11 protein-coding genes are annotated in these 19,009 nt (G+C 41.0%); all 11 read right to left on the minus strand.

Annotated features, from left to right (window positions below; genetic code table 11):
* Positions 1-7: 7 nt before the first annotated feature.
* The 11 genes from rpsU to dnaJ all read right to left on the minus strand — a co-directional run bounded on the left by rpsU (position 8) and on the right by dnaJ (position 18,970).
* On the minus strand, positions 8-181 hold the full coding sequence (gene rpsU, locus PaeCFBP13512_RS02030; protein ID WP_005547957.1) for a 30S ribosomal protein S21: 174 nt from the start codon (positions 179-181) through the stop codon (positions 8-10).
* A 195-nt stretch (positions 182-376) separates the two neighbouring features.
* Positions 377-745 carry a histidine triad nucleotide-binding protein gene (locus PaeCFBP13512_RS02035; RefSeq protein WP_137220780.1) on the minus strand — a complete coding sequence of 123 codons (369 nt, stop codon included), beginning with the start codon at positions 743-745 and terminating at the stop codon, positions 377-379.
* Positions 746-808: 63 nt separating this feature from the next.
* Positions 809-4,222, minus strand: coding sequence for an AAA family ATPase (locus PaeCFBP13512_RS02040; protein WP_137220781.1), 3,414 nt, complete (start codon positions 4,220-4,222; stop codon positions 809-811).
* Complete coding sequence (locus tag PaeCFBP13512_RS02045; RefSeq protein ID WP_069329840.1) at positions 4,219-5,394, minus strand: exonuclease SbcCD subunit D; 1,176 nt, start codon at positions 5,392-5,394, stop codon at positions 4,219-4,221. Before PaeCFBP13512_RS02045 ends, PaeCFBP13512_RS02040 begins: the two co-directional genes overlap by 4 nt.
* 180 nt (positions 5,395-5,574) lie before the next feature.
* Positions 5,575-9,744, minus strand: coding sequence for a helicase-exonuclease AddAB subunit AddA (gene addA, locus PaeCFBP13512_RS02050; protein WP_137220782.1), 4,170 nt, complete (start codon positions 9,742-9,744; stop codon positions 5,575-5,577).
* Entirely contained in the window at positions 9,741-13,292 is a 3,552-nt protein-coding gene (gene addB / locus PaeCFBP13512_RS02055; RefSeq protein WP_137220783.1) for a helicase-exonuclease AddAB subunit AddB, read from the minus strand. Before addB ends, addA begins: the two co-directional genes overlap by 4 nt.
* Positions 13,293-13,686: 394 nt before the next feature.
* Complete coding sequence (locus PaeCFBP13512_RS02060) at positions 13,687-15,057, minus strand: class I SAM-dependent rRNA methyltransferase (RefSeq protein ID WP_137220784.1); 1,371 nt, start codon at positions 15,055-15,057, stop codon at positions 13,687-13,689.
* A gap of 45 nt (positions 15,058-15,102) precedes the next feature.
* The gene (locus PaeCFBP13512_RS02065) at positions 15,103-15,891 is read right to left on the minus strand and encodes a 16S rRNA (uracil(1498)-N(3))-methyltransferase (protein WP_137220785.1); all 789 of its coding nucleotides are present in this window, start codon (positions 15,889-15,891) and stop codon (positions 15,103-15,105) included.
* A 149-nt stretch (positions 15,892-16,040) separates the two neighbouring features.
* The gene (locus tag PaeCFBP13512_RS02070; RefSeq protein WP_137220786.1) at positions 16,041-16,724 is read right to left on the minus strand and encodes a site-2 protease family protein; all 684 of its coding nucleotides are present in this window, start codon (positions 16,722-16,724) and stop codon (positions 16,041-16,043) included.
* 3 nt (positions 16,725-16,727) lie between these two features.
* Positions 16,728-17,696: a 50S ribosomal protein L11 methyltransferase gene (gene prmA, locus PaeCFBP13512_RS02075; protein ID WP_069329846.1), complete on the minus strand. Its 969-nt coding sequence runs from the start codon at positions 17,694-17,696 to the stop codon at positions 16,728-16,730.
* 152 nt (positions 17,697-17,848) lie between these two features.
* Complete coding sequence (gene dnaJ / locus PaeCFBP13512_RS02080; RefSeq protein WP_069329847.1) at positions 17,849-18,970, minus strand: molecular chaperone DnaJ; 1,122 nt, start codon at positions 18,968-18,970, stop codon at positions 17,849-17,851.
* Positions 18,971-19,009 lie beyond the last annotated feature (39 nt).

Genomic DNA, 19,009 nt, shown 5'->3' on the forward strand with positions numbered 1-19,009 from the left:
AATCCTCCTAAAACTTTCTTTTACGAGCAGCCTCAGATTTTTTCTTACGCTTAACGCTCGGCTTTTCATAATGTTTGCGTTTTTTCACCTCAGCCAGAACGCCATCTTTAGCGATGGAGCGTTTGAAGCGACGAAGTGCTGCATCAATTGTTTCGTTTTTGCGAACTTTCGTTTCAGACACTAGTTTTCCCTCCCTCCGACCAGACCGTCCAAGAACAATAACACGGTTTATCAACTTTCATTATAGGTGAAAGTTGAATGAAGTGTCAATATGATTGGCTAGTTTTGCCTGCAATTTTTTAATGTTCTATTATATACCCGTTTTAGACTGTATTGGAACATCTTTTTTTATTATTCTTTTACACGTTATTTTGACTTATGCGTGAGAGCTCGAAATGCCTGTCAGGGCGCCAAGATTGGCTCCACCTAACAAATGATAATGAAGATGTTGTACCGCTTGTCCGCTATCCGGTCCACAGTTATTGATCAGACGATATCCACTTTGATCCACGCCCAATTCTTTGGCTAATTGTATCGCTACGCCATGAATATGACCGATAACTGGCAAATCTTCTTGAGATACTTCATTCATCGAGTCGATATGTTTTTTGGGAATAAGCAATACATGAACAGGGGCAGCAGGTGTAATATCGTGAAAAGCTAGTATCTGATCATCTTCGTATACTTTTTGTGAAGGAATCGTTCCTGCAACAATTTTACAAAATAAACAATCGTCTTTAAGCATAATCTTCAAACACTCCTTCAATTCTTTTTGTGTATTTTGTTTCCTATGGGCATAGATTCAAATCTACATGCGTTCAAGGACTACTTTGGAGCCACTTCCTGCTTGCTCCGCAGGTACAATCACTAATTTACGAGGCAATCGCATCCGTAATTCAGGAACATGGCTAATAATACCCACCGATAGTTGATCGTTATGAAGCTTCTCCAGTGAAGTCACCACTGTATCCAAAAGTTCGGGATCAAGCGTACCAAATCCTTCATCCAGGAAAAAGAACTGAAGTGGATACTGACCGCGCAACTGAATCTGAGCCGATAAAGCTAATGCTAATGATAACGAAGTTAAAAACGTTTCTCCACCAGACAAAGAAGATACCGGGCGGCGAATCCCACCATTGCCATTATCACAGATTACAAATCCTCCACCAGAATCCACTTCCAATGAATAACGTTGTTTGGTCAAAAAGCGTAATCGCTCAGAAGCGGCTAGACTGACCTGCATTAATTGTTCTTCTGCAATATATTCGACAAAAGCATTACCACGCATACTGGCTTGTAATTTGGATAAATGCTTAGCCTCTTGCGCTAAAGTGACTCGTTTGTCTTCTAGCTCACGCCAACGTACATGACGCTCTTGAAGGTCTTCACGATCGCGAGTGGCTTTGGCTCGTTGTTCTAATGCCATCTCATCTGCTTGACGGGCTTCTGTATATTGCTGTTGTATCTGTGCCCATTCTTCTTCACTGAGACTCTGTCCGTTTAACTTGTTCTGTACTTCTCGCAAATGAACAGATAATTCATGTTGTTGATCACGATGCTGTTGAATTTGCTGACGATACAACTGAATCTGATCTTCTCCCATCCGTGATTGACTGACACTTTGTTCATTATCAAAAGGAGAGGCTTGTAATGCTTGTTGCCACTTCTCTGCATGCTGATCGACCTGTTGTTGTAACGATTGTGCTGATTGCACAGCCAATTCAACTTGATGTTTTGCTGTCTGCTGATGTTGTAGCGCCTTACGCCACAAGTCTGCGGTCTGCTCTGCTTGCTGTCGTAATTGTTGTTGTTGCTGTTGCGTCTCGGTAAGTAACTGCTCCGCAGATTGATCGCCGATCCACTGTGTAAGACGATTTTTCTTTTCTTGTAAAAGTCGTTGATTTCCTTCTTGGCGGGTCTGATCTTGAATACGTTGCTTATCCAATGTATTGATCTGTTCTGTACCGTGCTTGATGGCTTGTTCACGCTCTTCGATATACGGAACACTTTTATCCAATCCTTCACGGATCTTCTCTGCTTGTTCATCCATCTGTGCTAGAGCTTCAAATCGCTCACGTGCCGACTGTTCCGTTAGATGTGGTAAAGTCTGTTGCCACTGTTGTAAAAGTTGCTCTAACGTCTGTGTAGCGGCTTGGAGACGAGTATTGGATTGTTCTGACAGGCGAGCAGATGATTGTTGTTCAGATTGAGCTGTAACTTTACGCCCTGACCATTCTCGTTCATTTTGACGCCATTGTCTTAATTGTTGTTGTAATTCTCTAGTCTGTTGCTCTAAATTCTGATTATGAGCTTGTACATCTAACCATTGTGCTTGCAGTTCTTGCTCTGATAATAGAGTCGCTTGATCAGAAGAAGCAAGTAATGAAGCTGAATCTTTTATCTGCCAATCCCATTCTTGCATATGACTGTCTAGCTCTATTTGACGGCCACGAACATGTTGCTGTAGAACTTGAAGATTTTGTTTCATTTGTTTGAGCGCTTGAGTCTGCTCAGTTGTTGTATCCGCTACCGATTGATGATCTGTTAGTCCTTTATGTTCGATGTCATGAGCAGGTTGAGGATGATGAGTAGATCCACATACTGCACAAGGTTGACCTTCTTGTAGTTCTACTGCTAACAGACTTGCCAGACGATTCGATTCTGCTTCTCTGGATTGTTGTGCATACTGTTCTTCCAGTTGTTCAACAGATTGGTGTGCTTGCTGTAGTACATGTTCAAGTTGTTGATGCTCTTGATACAACGAAAAAACATGTTGTTGTAATTGCTGTTCTTGCTCAGATCGAGCGGCTTCTTGCTCAACGAATTGTTGCCATACTTGATTCGCCTGTTGTGCTGACTGAGTATAACTATCATATTCGGTTTGTTGTTCTTGTAGACGGGTTCTAGCTGTATTCAGAGCAGACAATTGTTGCTGGGCTTCTTGTAATTCACGCCGATCCTGACTGCGAACTTCACAAGCTTTGAGTTGCTTATTCAGTTCTTCTTGACGCTGTCTTGCCTTATCCAAAAGCATCTGTTCACGTTGTACTTGATGAGATGCTTCTTCCCATTGTTTTTGTATATTTTCCAATTGCTGATGAATCTGCTGTTGATCTTGTTCTAATGCTACACATTCCTTTTGCAATTGTAGTGCTTGTTGTAGTTGTTCGATGCGTTTCATTAATTGCGGTTCTTGCTCGGTTAATTGTTGTTTGGCTTTTTGTTCACGCTCTACAGCTGTCGCTACTGCAATCTCTGCTTGTTGTAAATCTTGCTGTAATGTAGTTACACGTTGTTGTTCTTGTATGGCTTTGGCTTCATGAGTACGCCATGCATCTAATAATGGTAATAAGTTCTGCGCAGATAACGCTTGTTCAATCTGCTGTTCTTTGTGGGCAATCTCAGCTTCGTGTTGTTGTAATTGAGTTAGACGTTGCTGTAACTCAGCTTGTTCTCGTTGATATTCTCTAATCTTGCTCCATTGTTCGGTACGAGCAGTAATATCAACCAGTTCTTGACGACGTTGTTCCGCTTCTTGAATCGCTGTTTCTAAGCGCTCTATTGCTGTTTTTAGCGCTTCTGCTGAGGCTTCGCCCAGACCTGTCTGTTCGGCGTACAGTTTGCCTAGTACGTTGTCTGTTTCTTTCACACGCTGGCTAAGCTTCTGCATTAAGCGGTCACCGTATCGTTCCAGATGGAAAAGACGTTGCAACATCTGTCTACGGTCACTACCTTTAAGAGATAAAAATTCAGCAAATTTACCTTGTGGTAATACGACTGCGCGTGTAAAATCATCCATTTTCAGCCCGATATAATCTTCTACACAACGTGTGACTTCTGCTAATTTGTCAGCAACCACAACATCGCCATCTGCACGCATTTCGATAAAACGGCTCATCGCATTACTTACTGTATGATCTCCTGTACGTTTAAACCGACGTTCGACTCGATACCGTTGCGCCCCTTCAGCAGATAACAATTCAAAAGAGAACGATACAAATAACGAATCTTCCGAATGATTCATGATCCCTTGTGTACCGTTGTAAGCTCGTTCCACCTTGCCATACAAAGCAAGTGTAATAGCATCAAGAACAGTTGATTTCCCACTCCCTGTAGGTCCAAAAATACCAAATAGCCCTGTTTCACACAATGCTTCAAAATCGATTTCTTGTTGTTCACGATAACTTTGTAAACCGGATAATTTAAGTGTGATTGGCTTCATGATGATTGTTCCTCCCCGGTTTCTTCTTCATCGATCAGTTCCAAAAACAGCTCAACTAATCGATCTTCGGGCACGGCTCCACCTGTCTGGCGTGCATAAAACGTACGGAACAATTCATGGACAGGCAATTGAGCACGTTCTGCAAAAGATTGCTGTGCTTCTGTTTCTGGATATACAGGACGAATATTGACAATGCCACTATAAGCTTTGCGAATCGATTGAATATCAGACATCGACAAAGCTTCTAACAATGAAATTTCCAGATCGATAAAAGCATTGCGATCTCTGCCTTCCTCTAACCATTGATGGACTTCAGTCAGACCGCCTTTCGCTTTCCAGCGCACTAAAGGACGACCACAAGTTAAAAAGATTTCTTCTATCTGTGGAATACCACCGGGTACAACATCGAGCATCGTGACAGATTTGGCTTGCCCTGCTTCAGAAAAACTATAAGCTAGCGGAGAACCACTATAACGAATCATTCCTTCTCCTTTGACTGCTTGAGCACGGTGTAAATGACCCAATGCTGTATATTGAGCTCCTGTATATAATGCAGAAGGATCAACTGTATACGCACCACCCACTTGAATAGGGCGCTCTGAATCCGATTCGACTCCTCCAAGAGCATAGATATGGCTCATAGCTAGATTGATCGTATCCGAACGGAAGTCAGTCGCTAATTGTCGCATTAACATGCCTACACGTTCACTATAGGCACGACGTATTAAATCTTCATCATGTTCCTCGGTTAATAATTCATTCAGTCTAGCTTCGGATGGATAAGGTAATGCTGCCACTATAGCTGTCTCTGAAGTACGAGGTACAGAAATAGTTAAAGCCTGTGCAGCAGGTGTACCTAATAAATAAATACCTCGCCCTTGAACCAATGGTGTCGCTGATGCAATACGATCAGGTTGATCATGATTCCCTGCGATAACAGCAAGTGGACGACCATTAGCTGTTAATCTAGCGGCGGCTTCATAAAATAATTGTTCTGCTACAGCAGGTGGATTCACAGAATCATAGACATCGCCTGCCATCAGAATAAGATCGGCTTGTTGATCATCTGCAATCTGAACCAATTCATCGACAAAAGCGATTTGTTCATCGAGACGACTTCTGCCTTCTAATGTTCGACCAAAATGCCAGTCAGCTGTATGTAAAATACGCATAGCTTTCTCCTTTTTAAGTGATGCTAGAATTGGGGTGTATATCGAATCAAAGGAAGTTTGTCATCTCATAGACTAGCTTCAAAATGCCATTAGTCTTATGGACAACAAACCACCTTTTTGGTTTACCATTTTAGATTGATGAATGAAAAAAAGTTAGGTTATTTAATATGTTAATCCTGTTTAGATTTCTATCGCTTCGTTAATGTCGAAGAAATACAACCATAATTGATCGACTTTCCAATGCAAAGAATCTTGAATCGCTTGCGCATACAGCTGAAGTTGAATACGATAACGATCTTTCAGCGCTTCTATACCTCCATGGGTATCTACTACACGATCGGTTTTGTAATCGACAATGATCCATCGATTATCAATCTGGAAAATGCAATCGACTATTCCCTGTGACAATATCTTATCACCGGCATCATTGATCGGAATACCATAACTAAAGGCTAATTCTCGTCTGATCTCTGTAGCTTGCAACATTTGTTGACCGAGCGGTGTTGCGAAAAAAGCAACGATCTCATTCGCATGTACGCTATCTGCTTGATCCTGACGTAGAATTTGGCGCTGAACCAGATCTGCTTTGGTCTGTTCAACTATCTTGACATCTACATATCCCTGATCTAAAGGCACTCGCTGCATGACAGTATGATATGCGGTTCCACGTTCTGCTCCGCTTAGACCACGTTGTTCCATAAATTTAGGACGTTGCAATTTGAGTGTACTTCCATCTGCTTGGTGATCGATAGCACCAGACAAAGTAGCTGATTGCTGAGAAGATACATCTGTTTGCAATCTATTCGATACAGGCTCAGCTGAAGAGGTCTGATCATCTGTCTGATTTTCCAGTAGTATACCTGCCCGCTGTAAAATAGTGCTCATCAAAAATGGATTAGCCCCTTTGACTTGTGGGACATCTATTATGGACTGATCTTGATGCTGATCGGTATAACGTCCAATCGTAACCCGTTGATCCAGAGATTCATTCATGCTATCTACAGCTGGAGATTCTTCTGAAACCAATTGTCGCTTGATTTCACTAATCGTTGTTTTGGCAGCAATATGAGTCGATAATTCATATGGATACTGCCATGACAGTCTTTGTTCGACTTCTTTCGCGTTCACAGACGTATCAATATCTTCAACAGCGAGATCATGATTATTTTCAAAATCAGTCACAGGCTGTACCTGTTCCCCATCTGCAATCTGTTGCAAAGCAATCCACTTGGGATCATGTTCGCGCAAAGCTGTTATCGATTGCTCGGTATCTTCTGTTTTCGATTGTAATTGACGACTATCCAGAATGGTAATGCTCCACGGTGTTGGATCATCCGCCAAGCAAGCTGAATAAGGCCCTGCCGCAATTTCGTTACGCTCACGGAATACAGAAGCCGCACGATGACGCATTAATGCTGGACCCACCCAATCAAGATACGTCCGACTTTTGGCTAATACATAATCAGGCAGTTGCAAATGATCAGAGTTCTGAACCTGACTCCATGCCGAGATTTTTTTGTCGATATCTTTGACTGTTCCGATCATAATCAGTTTGTCCCGAGGACGAGTTAATGCTACATAAAGGACACGCATTTCTTCTGCTAATAACTCTGTGGCTGTACGACGACGAATCGCCAAATTCGGTAATGTTGGATAACTCACACGTGTATCTTCATCTACAAATTTAGGGCCGAATCCTAATTCTTTGTGCATCAAAAAAGAAGTATTTAAATCTTGCATATTGAACATTTTGGACATGCCTGCTAGAAACACAACTGGAAACTCTAGACCTTTACTTTTATGAATAGTCATAATTCGAATCGCATTTTCTTGACCATCGACCGAAGCGGTAGCTCCTAGATCACCATCTGTATCTTGCAGACGGCGAATAAAACGCATAAACCGAAATAGTCCTCGTGAAGATGTAGACACTTCAAATCGGCGAGCACGATCATATAGTATTCGTAAATGATGTTGACGTTGCAATCCTCCAGGTAATCCAGCTAACCAATCGAGATAACCTGTGTCCCGGTAAATACGCCAGATCAGATCACCTAGCTCACCTTCTCGTGCTGCTAATCGCCATTGATTCAATTGCTTAAGAAAATGAAGTAACTTGTAACTCCATTCTTCCGGTTGTTCTTGCATATGTTCAGCCGCTAACATCATGGCTTGATAATACGAAGTATCTTTGCCAAATAAACGAATGGTCGCCAATTGATCTTCATTCAAACCAACAATCGGTGAACGCAGTACAGAAGCCAGTGGGATATCTTGTTGCGGATTATCAATTACAGCTAACAAAGATAGAATAATCTTTACTTCCACTGCTTCAAAAAATCCTTGATTCAATTCGCTATATGCAGGGATACCTTCACGTTGCAATTCCTCTAATATGAGTGGTGCCCATGCTGCGGTTGATCGTAGCAAAATAACCATATCGCGATATTCAGCCGGACGTAAACCATCGACCGATTTATCATAAATCATCAATGGTGTGCCATCAGGCTCTACCATTTCACGTACTCGTACAGCAATCGCTTGTGCTTCTAAGCGAGCAGATTCCATTTCCGAGACTTCGCTATTGCCATATCCCTCACTATCATTACTGTCATCTGTATTGTTGTAGTCAGCACTTGCTCCACTTCCTGCACGATCAATAATCCAACATTCCGGTGCATAGGCAGTTTCGTCACCCGGTGGATAAGTTGCACCGACTACTAATTCTGCTCGCTCATCGTATTCGATTTCTGCTACTGTTTTATTCATAATCTGTCTAAAAATCATATTAACAGCATCGACAACTTGATGACGGCTACGGAAGTTACGAGAAAGATCGATTCGTCGTCCTTCTCCTTCCCAATCGTCTTGATACTTCTCATATTTATCTAAAAACAGCCCCGGTTCTGCCAGACGAAAACGATAAATACTTTGCTTCACATCACCAACCATAAAGCGATTCCCTACCGTATCTCGTGAAATGAGCTGTACTAATTCTTCCTGTACAGAGTTAGTATCTTGATATTCATCGAGCATCACTTGATCAAATCGTTCACGATATTCCAAAGCAACTTGTGAAGGAATCACATGCTCAGGTGTAGAATCGGCATGACGTAATATATGAAGAGCGTAATGTTCTAGATCGGCAAAATCGACCCATCCTTTACGCTGTTTCTCCTGTTGATACTTTTGACTAAAACGAATTACTAATTCTGTTAATTCTTTCATCAATGGAAATGTTTCACGTAATTCTTGAGCAAACTCATCAGGAGTTCTACCGAAAAATAAATTTTTGATCTCAGCTAACGATTTTTTCGCATTTTCACGCAATTGTTTAACGGTTTCTTGTAATTGAGGATCGATTCCCTCTTTGCGTACTGCTTTTAATTTACCGAAAGCCGCGCTTTGGAAAACGGTATACAATTGCTCCCACGGCTGCACAGTCATTGCAGATTGAAGAGTATGAATCACTTCCAGATCATCTCGTAGACTATCTGCATAAGCTACAGGTCCACCCGGTAATAATGCTGTATCTATCGCTTGATGTAGCACCGCTTGAATACCTTCTAATGTCAAAGCAATATCAGTCATAATATTCTGTACCCATGACGTATTTTGCAATGAAGACCCATCGGTTACATCGAATTCAGCCGCTGTTCGCTCTAACCAGTATTCAGGCCATGGATGACTACGTGCAAAATGATAAAGGCGCTCTACCAACACCAAAGCGGCATCATCACTTCGCTCTCCACCGAACCAGTTCATTAAACGGTAAAATTGCTTATTATCACGCTCTTCTTCTTCGGTATACTTTTCTTCAAATAGTTCAGTTAACAATTCTTCCCGCAAAATATCACATTCATTAGCAGTCGCTATCCGAAACCCCGGATCTAGCGGAATCATCGAATAATAACGTTGAATAATTTCTAAACAAAAAGAATGTAGCGTCGTGATCGATGCTTGGCTTAACAAAGCCAATTGTTGACGCAAATGATCATCTTCCGGGCGACGCAATACTTCTTTGTCCAGAGCAGCACGTATACGTTGTCTCATTTCAGTTGCGGCTGCTTTGGTAAAGGTAGCTACTAACATCCGATCTACATCCATTGGATGAATAGGGTCGGTTACTTGACGAATAATACGCTCCACAAGAACAGCTGTTTTACCCGAACCTGCCGCTGCTGCAACCAGCATATTACCACCATCCAGAGAGATCGCTTTCCACTGATCATCGGTCCATGTACTCTGTTCAGGCTTAGGCATTTCATTTCTAACAGGCAAAGGTTGATCATGGTCTGCGAATAAATGATCTAGTGATTCATTATTGTCGTTATCGTTGTTATGGATCATGAAGGTGAATCTCCTTTCTGGTAGTCATGACGGTTTTGTAAAAGTTCCCATGTCTCGTTTTTGCCCGGTTTTTGCAGTAATTTATATTGATTATCTTTTAACGTTTCATCGAATTGGCAGACCGATTTGTAATCACAGTAATCACATGCTTTTTCTTGTTCTATACGATAAGGTGTAATCTGTGTTGTACCATCTGTGATCTGCGTCCCAATTTCTTGAGCCGTCTGACGCACATTACGAAGCAATTCTTGCCATTGCTCTCCTGTGGCTACTGCTGAACTGCTGTAAAATCCTCCATCTGCTTTGACAGCTACAGGAAGAATCGCAGAATATCCTTTATCCAGTTCTGTATCCATTTTGCCAATCACATCACGGTCTGCAAGAAGTAATCCTTTCATTTTGAAACGCTTGAGCATTTCTTGTTCGGATTGTTGCATACTTAGCCCGTTCCCTGCTTGTAGCATCGGATTATGCACATGGAAATAAAGAGCACCTGCCGGTTGTGCCGATTGACCTAATTGTTGTTCTGCATGAGTTAGCAATACATCCAGATACGTCAGCATTTGCAAAGCAAGTCCGTAATAGACTTCATGCAATTTGAGATCGGTTTGACTGGATTTGTAATCGATAATCCGTAGCAATAATGTATCATCACCTTCAGCGACATCTACCCGATCAATTCGTCCTACAATCTCCATCGTACATCCATTTTCAAGGGTAAAACGAAGCGGTGGCCATTGTCCATTCGGTCCAAATGCCAGCTCTAAATAAAGCGGCTCAAAATCTCCACGGCGTGCTTGCTCTCCTAACATAATCGAAGCACGACTCACAATCTCACGCAATTTACGTGAAATATAATTGTATCGTTTGGAACTGGAAAGAATCTGTCCTTGCAGACGTGGGATATGCTTATCTACAGCTTCATAAGCAATCTCTACACACTCTTCACGAGTCAATTCTCCCCATGCCCGTCCTTGCTCTTTCAGTGTAGTGGCAAGATCGGTTAATGAAGCATGGAATAACTGTCCAATATCAGGTGCTTTCAACCGATACTCTTGGCGTTCTCGCAATCGTAATCCACGGGAAGCAAAGTGAGCGAAAGGACAAGAAACAAACTGCTCCATGCCTGATACACTGGTACGTAACGTCTGCCCGTATAAATGCCGACTGGTTTCCGTTTCTAATAATTCGCCTGTATTTCTATAAAATAAAGATTGAACTAACATACTGATCTGCGGTCGCCATGCTTCACGTGCTGTATACCAATTCAATACATGCCACCATGAATCTGCAATCGTTGTTCCACGACTCCATTCCCGTAACTGTGCTATTACATGCGGTAACGTTGTAGTTGGTGTAGTCACATATCGCAAAGATTCTATATCATTAGATTGAGCAGATAATGGAGTAGTAGCAACTTGTTCTTGTAAAAAAGGAAATAATTTATGCACATTCGTAATCACTTCAGAAGGCAAAAGTCCTTTATCTTCATCATCTGTTAACGCATAACTAAGCCATAATTTGGAACTGGCTACCGTTAACGCATGATAGATCAAAAATTGCTCATTTAACAAAAGACGCTTATTCCCTGGAGACAGCTCTAAGCCACCTTCCAACATATTCGTTCGTTCTGGTTCACTCAAAATACCACTGTCTGGAAATAGTGAAGGCACAATCCCTTCATTCATGCCCAAAACGAATGCATATTTGATATCCATCGGACGAGTACGATCCATAGAACCGATCAATACCTGATCAATCGCTGGAGGCACAATCCCTAGGCGGATGCCGCTTAATCCTGTTTCCAGTAAGCCTGCAAAAGTTCCCAGATCTATAGCATCTTCTGCCATAATATCCACCATCTGATCCAGTAAATCGATAATTTCTCCATAGATCTGTATATGTTCACGCGCACGTAATGGATTGCCTTGCGCCGTGGCTGTTATACTCATATGTTCCAAATGCATCGCAATCTGACAATCTTCCAGTAGATGATACAGAGCGATACACATTTCTTTGGCATGTTTTGCTTTTTTGATTCGTTTTTCAAATCGGTACAATGGTTCCACTACTAACTGACGTGCTTGTTGCATGCGTTGTCCTTCAGCTAATTCACGTTCGCTAATTTCTTTAACTTCATCCCCCGCTTCGAGTGAAAGGCTAGGAATACCTTTCCACGGATGTCCATCTGTCCAACGTGATCCATGAATCCCAGAAGCCAACACCACATTTTCCAAACGATCAATATCTTCTGTAGTGACACGTCCATCATCTGGAAGTAATAGTCCTGTCTTGATACAGCGGAATACATCTTCATACCGCCAAAAATATTGCACAATATCCAGTGCTGAACGTATAAATTCTGCTAAAGGATGTTGTAAAATGCTACGTTTCTGATCGAGAAAATAGGGAATTTCATAGTCTTGTAGTAGTGGTGCAATAATATGTTCATAATCTGCTAATTGACGTACAAAAACCCCCATCTCTTGCCAGCGTGCACCTTCTTCGCGAGCCAAACGAATCATTTCGCGAAGCGCACTCTCCACTTCTGAACGACGATCAGAAGCAGCATACGTATGAATATCTTGACGTTCATTTACCTGCTTCACATACGGAGCTTGTTGCCAACGATGAGATGAACGATACGCATTTTCCAAATGAGCAAGCTGTGGACTGGATTGAAAACGAACAGGAACATCTATAGGATTCTCCGAAAGATTTTCAACATCTATAGTAAACGATTCATCAATCGCTGTAGCATACTGCTTTAACTTGATATACGTTGTAGCAGTCTGATGGAAAAGCTCTAGCTCATGAGGAGGCTCACCATCATAAGGACGATCCAATGTTAACGCAATCGTGACAGAATTGGCTTTTTGCAATAAAGCTGTAATAACAGCATATTCTTGTGGAGTAAAGCTATGAAACCCATCTATCCAGATATCGATATTATGCAGCACCTGTGATTCTGGAATCGCCAAAGCCAGATCTGTTAACGTATTTTCCCCATCTACATATAACCCTTGCAGATTCTGTTCAAAATCTTCATAAATACGTTGTAGATCATGTAATTTATCAATTAACAACGGTGAGCGCGCCGAAGTGGATAAACGGTCACTATATTCCGTTAACTGTTCTAATGTAATCGTATGACGCTTAAATTCATTATATAATTCGCTTAATTTGCCGATAAAACCAAACTGATCGCTAGATGTACCAAACATCCGTAGTTGCGATTGATGTCGCTGAATTAATCGATAAAGAAGCATTTTTTTACCTTCTTCACCGATCGGTGTTTTGGCACTGCCACCTACATCTTGAAGCACCCAATTAGCTAAACGTCGAAAACCGTACGTTTGTACACCTACATTTCCTTTCGATTGATTGGAACGAACAAGGGCATATTGAGCTTGAAAAGAACCCTGTTCAGGAACTAATAACAAGATAGGTGGGCCATCAGGTTGTTGTGTGATTTGATCAATAATTCGATTAGTAATAGTGGTCGTTTTGCCACTTCCAGAGCGACCTAATAAAAAATGCAATGGCATGTGAGTTCACCCTTATTTATTGTAGTATAGTCTTCACGATGCATAAAAATTGTTCCACAAGACAAGAACAAATGTTCTCTTTATTATAAAGGAATAGATGTAGATATGTAAATCCCCTCCGGTTCAACCGTACAGTGTGTACATGTTTCACAGAAGGGGATATTGTAGATCATTGCAAATGCAGTTATATATTCATCATTTGATACCGAAAAACATGAATTACAGAGCCTCAATATATCTACAATCTATAGTTTATTACACTCCAAAGCTTATATATTAACAACCGATATATAATATACAATTTCAGATAACATATAACTTTAGATTCAAAAACAAGAAATAGATTATTCAGCTCATGATATGACTTTTATAATAACGAACTTAACCTTATGATTTAAAATGTTTTGCTACGCACTTCAAAAATAGCGAATTTCAAATAATGCCCTTCTTCTACACCCAAAATTTGCGGATGATCTTTACCTGCTGCACGCCATTCAATGAGACGTAATACTTTACCCGCATCTTTAGCTGCATCTTGAATCGTCTCCAAAAATAGATCAGGACGCATATGATACGAACAACTAGCAGTGACTAGATAACCACCTTCATTTACAAGCTTCATTCCGTGTAAATTGATATCTTTATATCCACGAACAGCACCAGCTACAGCACTTTTCGTTTTGGCAAAAGCAGGCGGGTCCAAAATAACAACATCCCATGAACGTCCACCAGAAGCAGTCATCGGTTTGGACGTATCTTGTTTGCTATCTGTGCTACTACGTAATTGACGCTCATCTAATCCTTTAGCATTACGGCGCAAATAATCAAAAGCATCATCCACTACAAATTCAACACGATCTTCAAATCCATTTAAACGTACATTTTCTTTGGCACTTTCGATTGCGTGTGCTGAGATATCAAGGCAAGTTACTTTTTTGGCTCCATAATGACAAGCATGTAGCGTAAAGCTTCCTGTATGTGAAAAGCACTCTAACACATTAGCTCCATCCCAATAAGGGAAATCGACAATTTTACCATTGCGATTCATAGGCTTATGCGTCATATGCCCATCTACTTCAACTTCAGTCAGCTCAATTCCACTACGATCTCCCCAACCTAACATCAGTGGAGCAATTGAAGCACGATTTTCACGCTGATCGAAGAAATAACCTGTTTTTTGACCTTCTACAATATCCACTTCAATCAATAGACCATTTTCTGTAACCGTTACATGGCGAGGACATTCTCCATATAACACACCGGTGACTTCTTCTAGCCCTTCTAATTTGCGTACAGATACATCGCTACGCTCATAGATACCTAATGGCTGCATAACTTGTACCAATGCATCAATAATCGATTGACGACAAGCATCCATACCTAACGTCAATAACTGGACAACCAATACTTCTCCAAAGCGATCTACGATTAAGCCAGGTAAAAAGTCTGCTTCACCGTAGACTAGACGATATGCATTTTCTGTAGGCAAAAAACGATGACGATGCTTAAGACAACGAGTGAATCGCTCTACAAAAAAAGCAGTATCCATTTCTTCTAAAGGCTGATACGACACTACCCGCACTGTGATCTGAGAAGCTGGATTATAATATCCAGTTGCCAAAAAGCGCTTCTGATGCGTCAATACACTCACTAATTGCCCGGGAATAGGATCTCCTTCAACCGAAGCAATCTCATTTTGAAAAACCCACGGGTGAGCTTGTTCTAATCTTTTTTTACGCTTGGGTTGCAATATAACACTTGCCAATAGTATTCCACTCCTTCTTCTATACCTGTTTATTGTTTAAGCTCTTTATACGTTGTTAGCGCTCATTTCGCCTGTTTCATACATGATACAGGCTAGTGCTGTCATGGCAGCGGTCTCTGTACGTAAGATACGTCTTCCTAGACCTGTAGCTACTGCACCATTTGCTTCGGCTGCTGCTACTTCTTGCTCGCTGAATCCACCTTCAGGTCCGACAACAATCATGACACGAGTCACTTGATTAGAAGCATGATGATGATCTGCTGTTAACGATTGTACAAAAGGTTGAACCACATCACGAAGTTGATGCCCGTTCTCTTTCTCATAACAAAAACAGATCAAATCGTAATCTGCAAATTGCTTCAATAATTGTTTCCACGATACAGGTGATTCGACCAGTGGAACACGACTACGATGACTTTGTTCTGCTGCTTCTTTAGCTATTTTGCTCCAACGCTGAATCCGTTTTACTTCTTTACGTTCATCATATTGAACAACTGTACGTTCAGACAAAAAGGGTAGAAAAGAAGATGCACCGATCTCTGTACATTTCTGAATCACACTTTCCATTTTGTCTGCTTTGGGCAAACTCTGAGCAATCGTCACAAATAGATTAGGCTCTCCATGCTGTTCTAATGTTTCTACGATCGACGCAGTAACTACGCCTTCGGCAAGTTCTGTAATTTCAACCAATACATCTAGAGATTGACCGTTACAAGCAATCACTTGATCGCCTACACGGGATCGCATCACTCGACTAATATGACGCGCATCTTCACCAGTAATACGCACTTCTTGTTCGTCAAACTGGTCTGCGGGTACAAAATATCGCTGCATACTTCATCTACTTTCTATGTGCATTTGATAACGTGCTAACTCAAGTTAATATCATACAACTTTTAAAGGGACAGGGCTAGGTGTAATGTATCGTTCACCTGCTTCTGTCCCTTATATTAACGAATGTATACTTGTGTAACTGTCTTGATCTATCCTCCGAAAATAGTAGCCGCAAATGTATAAAAATTGCTAGCCATTCTTGCAGCAAGTTCATAAATAGGAGAAATTGTAACTGCTCGTAAAGGTTGTACAAACACTAACAATAAGAATAATAACATTGACCATTGTTCAATACGTTGTAATTTTGCACTAGCACGTGGTGGTAACCAATCACTTAAAATTCGATAGCCATCTAAAGGTGGTAAAGGAATTAAATTAAATAGAAATAGAACACAATTCATTAATACCATGTAATATACAAAATTGTCTATTGCATCGTCTATTCTAGTATTAGCAAATGACCCAATCACTCCAAAATAATTCAACATATAGTAAATAATAATCGTAATCAACGCTAATACTAAATTACTGATTGGCCCTGCCGCAGAGACAATAATCCCCATCAGACGTGGATTTTTGAAATTTTCACGAGTGACAGGTACAGGTTTCGCCCAACCAAAACCAGCAATCAATAACAAAATAATACCCAACAGATCAATATGCACCGCAGGATTAAGACTAACCCGTCCTAACAAGCGAGCAGTTGGATCGCCGAACTTATTGGCAAAATAAGCATGCGAAAATTCATGTACTGTAAATCCGATCACTAATGCCAATACGTAAAAAGGTAATACATCTAACCGTACAAATAATAAGTTGTTCAAAAAATCCATTACTTACCTCTTTCTCGCAACAAAGGCAATCCAATCTTCATCCCGATGTGCGCCTTCGATAATAAATCCGGCAGCTTCTAAAGCTTCACGAACAACATCTTCTTTATTTTTATAAATACCTGATGCGATATATACACCATCTGGTGTTAGTGCTTCATACACATCTTCAATAAATAACAAAATAATTTCAGCTAAAATATTAGCCACTACCACTTGCACAGGTAAAGTTACATTCAGCTTGGTTGTTGCATCTGCTTTGAGCACAGATAACAGATCACTTTCAAATACAGTGATCTCTTGCTCTAATCCATTCAAATGTGTATTTTCTTTGGCACTGGATACAGCTACCGGATCAAGATCAAGGGCAAGCACGCTTTTTGCTCCTAATTTGATCGCTCCAATTGCCAGAATACCTGATCCTGTACCGACATCAATAACTTCTTCTCCGCCTTTGATGACAGTCTCAAGTGTACGTAAGCAAAGTGATGTTGTAGGATGAGTCCCTGTACCAAAAGCCATACCGGGATCTAATTCAATAATCTTTTCGATATCACTTTCAGGAGTATAATCTTCCCATGTTGGCTTAATCGTTAGACGCTCAGACACACGAATAGGCTTGAAATACTGTTTCCATGCATTTGCCCAATCTTCTTCGTCTACTGTTTTGAAAGACATCTCTGCTGTACCGACTTCAATATCAAATTCATGAAGTTGTGCAATACGTACACGCACTTCTTCCATCAATGTATTCATATCCGTTTCTTCTGCAAAATAACCTTGCACCACTGCTAATCCTTCTGGAATATCATTAAGCGGAAGTTCATACCATTGTCCATATGAAGTATCACGTGGCTTATTCAGTGTACCTGATTCTTCAATCGCTACACCACCAGCTCCAGCTTCATGCAGAAAGTTGGAAATCATTTCTACTGCTTGCTCTGTTGTATGTATAGTTAATTCATGCCATAACATTATTCATTTCCCCCTAATAGTGAAACATACGTACGATTTATTGTACTACATCTGGACTGAACAATTCAAAATTCTCTTTCATACCTTGTAAATGCCTGAATGAAAAGCCCGGCTCATAAAGAACCGGGCTTTCTATTTAGACATGTTAGCACTTAATCACCGCGGAAAGCACGTTTTACACGATCAAAGAAAGATTGCTCATTTTCATGAGTATGCTCACCATTAAGCGCTCCAAATTGACGAAGTAAATCTTTTTGCTCTTCGCTTAGATTGCTTGGTGTAACCACAACTACCTTAATATGTTGATCCCCTTGACCTACACCACGTAGACGAGGAACACCTTTTCCTTTAAGACGGAAATACGTTCCTGTTTGCGTACCCGCAGGGACTTTGATTTTCACTTTTTCATTCAATGTAGGAACTTCGATCTCATCACCCAAAGCAGCTTGAGCAAATGTAATCGGAATTTCACAGTAAATATCATCATCTTCACGTTCGAAGAAATCATGCGGTTTAACGCGGAATACGATATATAGATCACCTGGAGGACCTCCACGTGAGCCACCTTCGCCTTCACCGTTAACTCGCATTTGTGCGCCATCATCTATACCCGCTGGAATGCGAACATTAATTTTGCGTTGTTTTTGTACACGACCTGTACCGCTACAAGTATTACATTTCTCTTCAATGATTGTACCTGTACCTCCACAGTTAGAACAACTGCGACGGTTGACCATACGACCGAATGGTGTATTTTGTACTACTTCTTCTTGGCCACTACCATGACATACAGAACATGTTTTAGGTTGAGTTCCTTTTTTGGCACCTGTTCCATTACATGTATCACAATTTTCACTACGGTTAATTGTAATATCTGTTTCTTTACCGAATACCGCTTCTTTAAATTCAATGGTCATCGTATATTGTAGGTCATTACCACGTTGTGGAGCGTTCGGATCACGCTGTCTTCCACCGCCACCAAAGAACATATCGAAGATATCGCCGAATCCTCCGCCACCTGCTGAGAATCCGCCTCCGCCCATACCTTGGTTCGGATCGACATGACCAAATTGATCATATTGAGAACGTTTAGAAGAATCGCTTAATACATCATAAGCTTCTTTAACTTCTTTAAACTTCGTTTCTGCATCTGCTTCTTTGTTTACGTCTGGATGATATTTACGGGCTAGCCCACGATATGCTTTTTTAATTTCATCATCGGAAGCACTTTTGCCTATACCCAGTACTTCATAATAATCGCGCTTATCTGCCATCGTTCCACCTCGACTCCTTGTCATATAATCGTATCAATC

The sequence above is a fragment of the Paenibacillus sp. CFBP13512 genome, from assembly GCF_005233705.1.
Lineage (GTDB): Bacteria > Bacillota > Bacilli > Paenibacillales > Paenibacillaceae > Saccharibacillus > Saccharibacillus nuruki.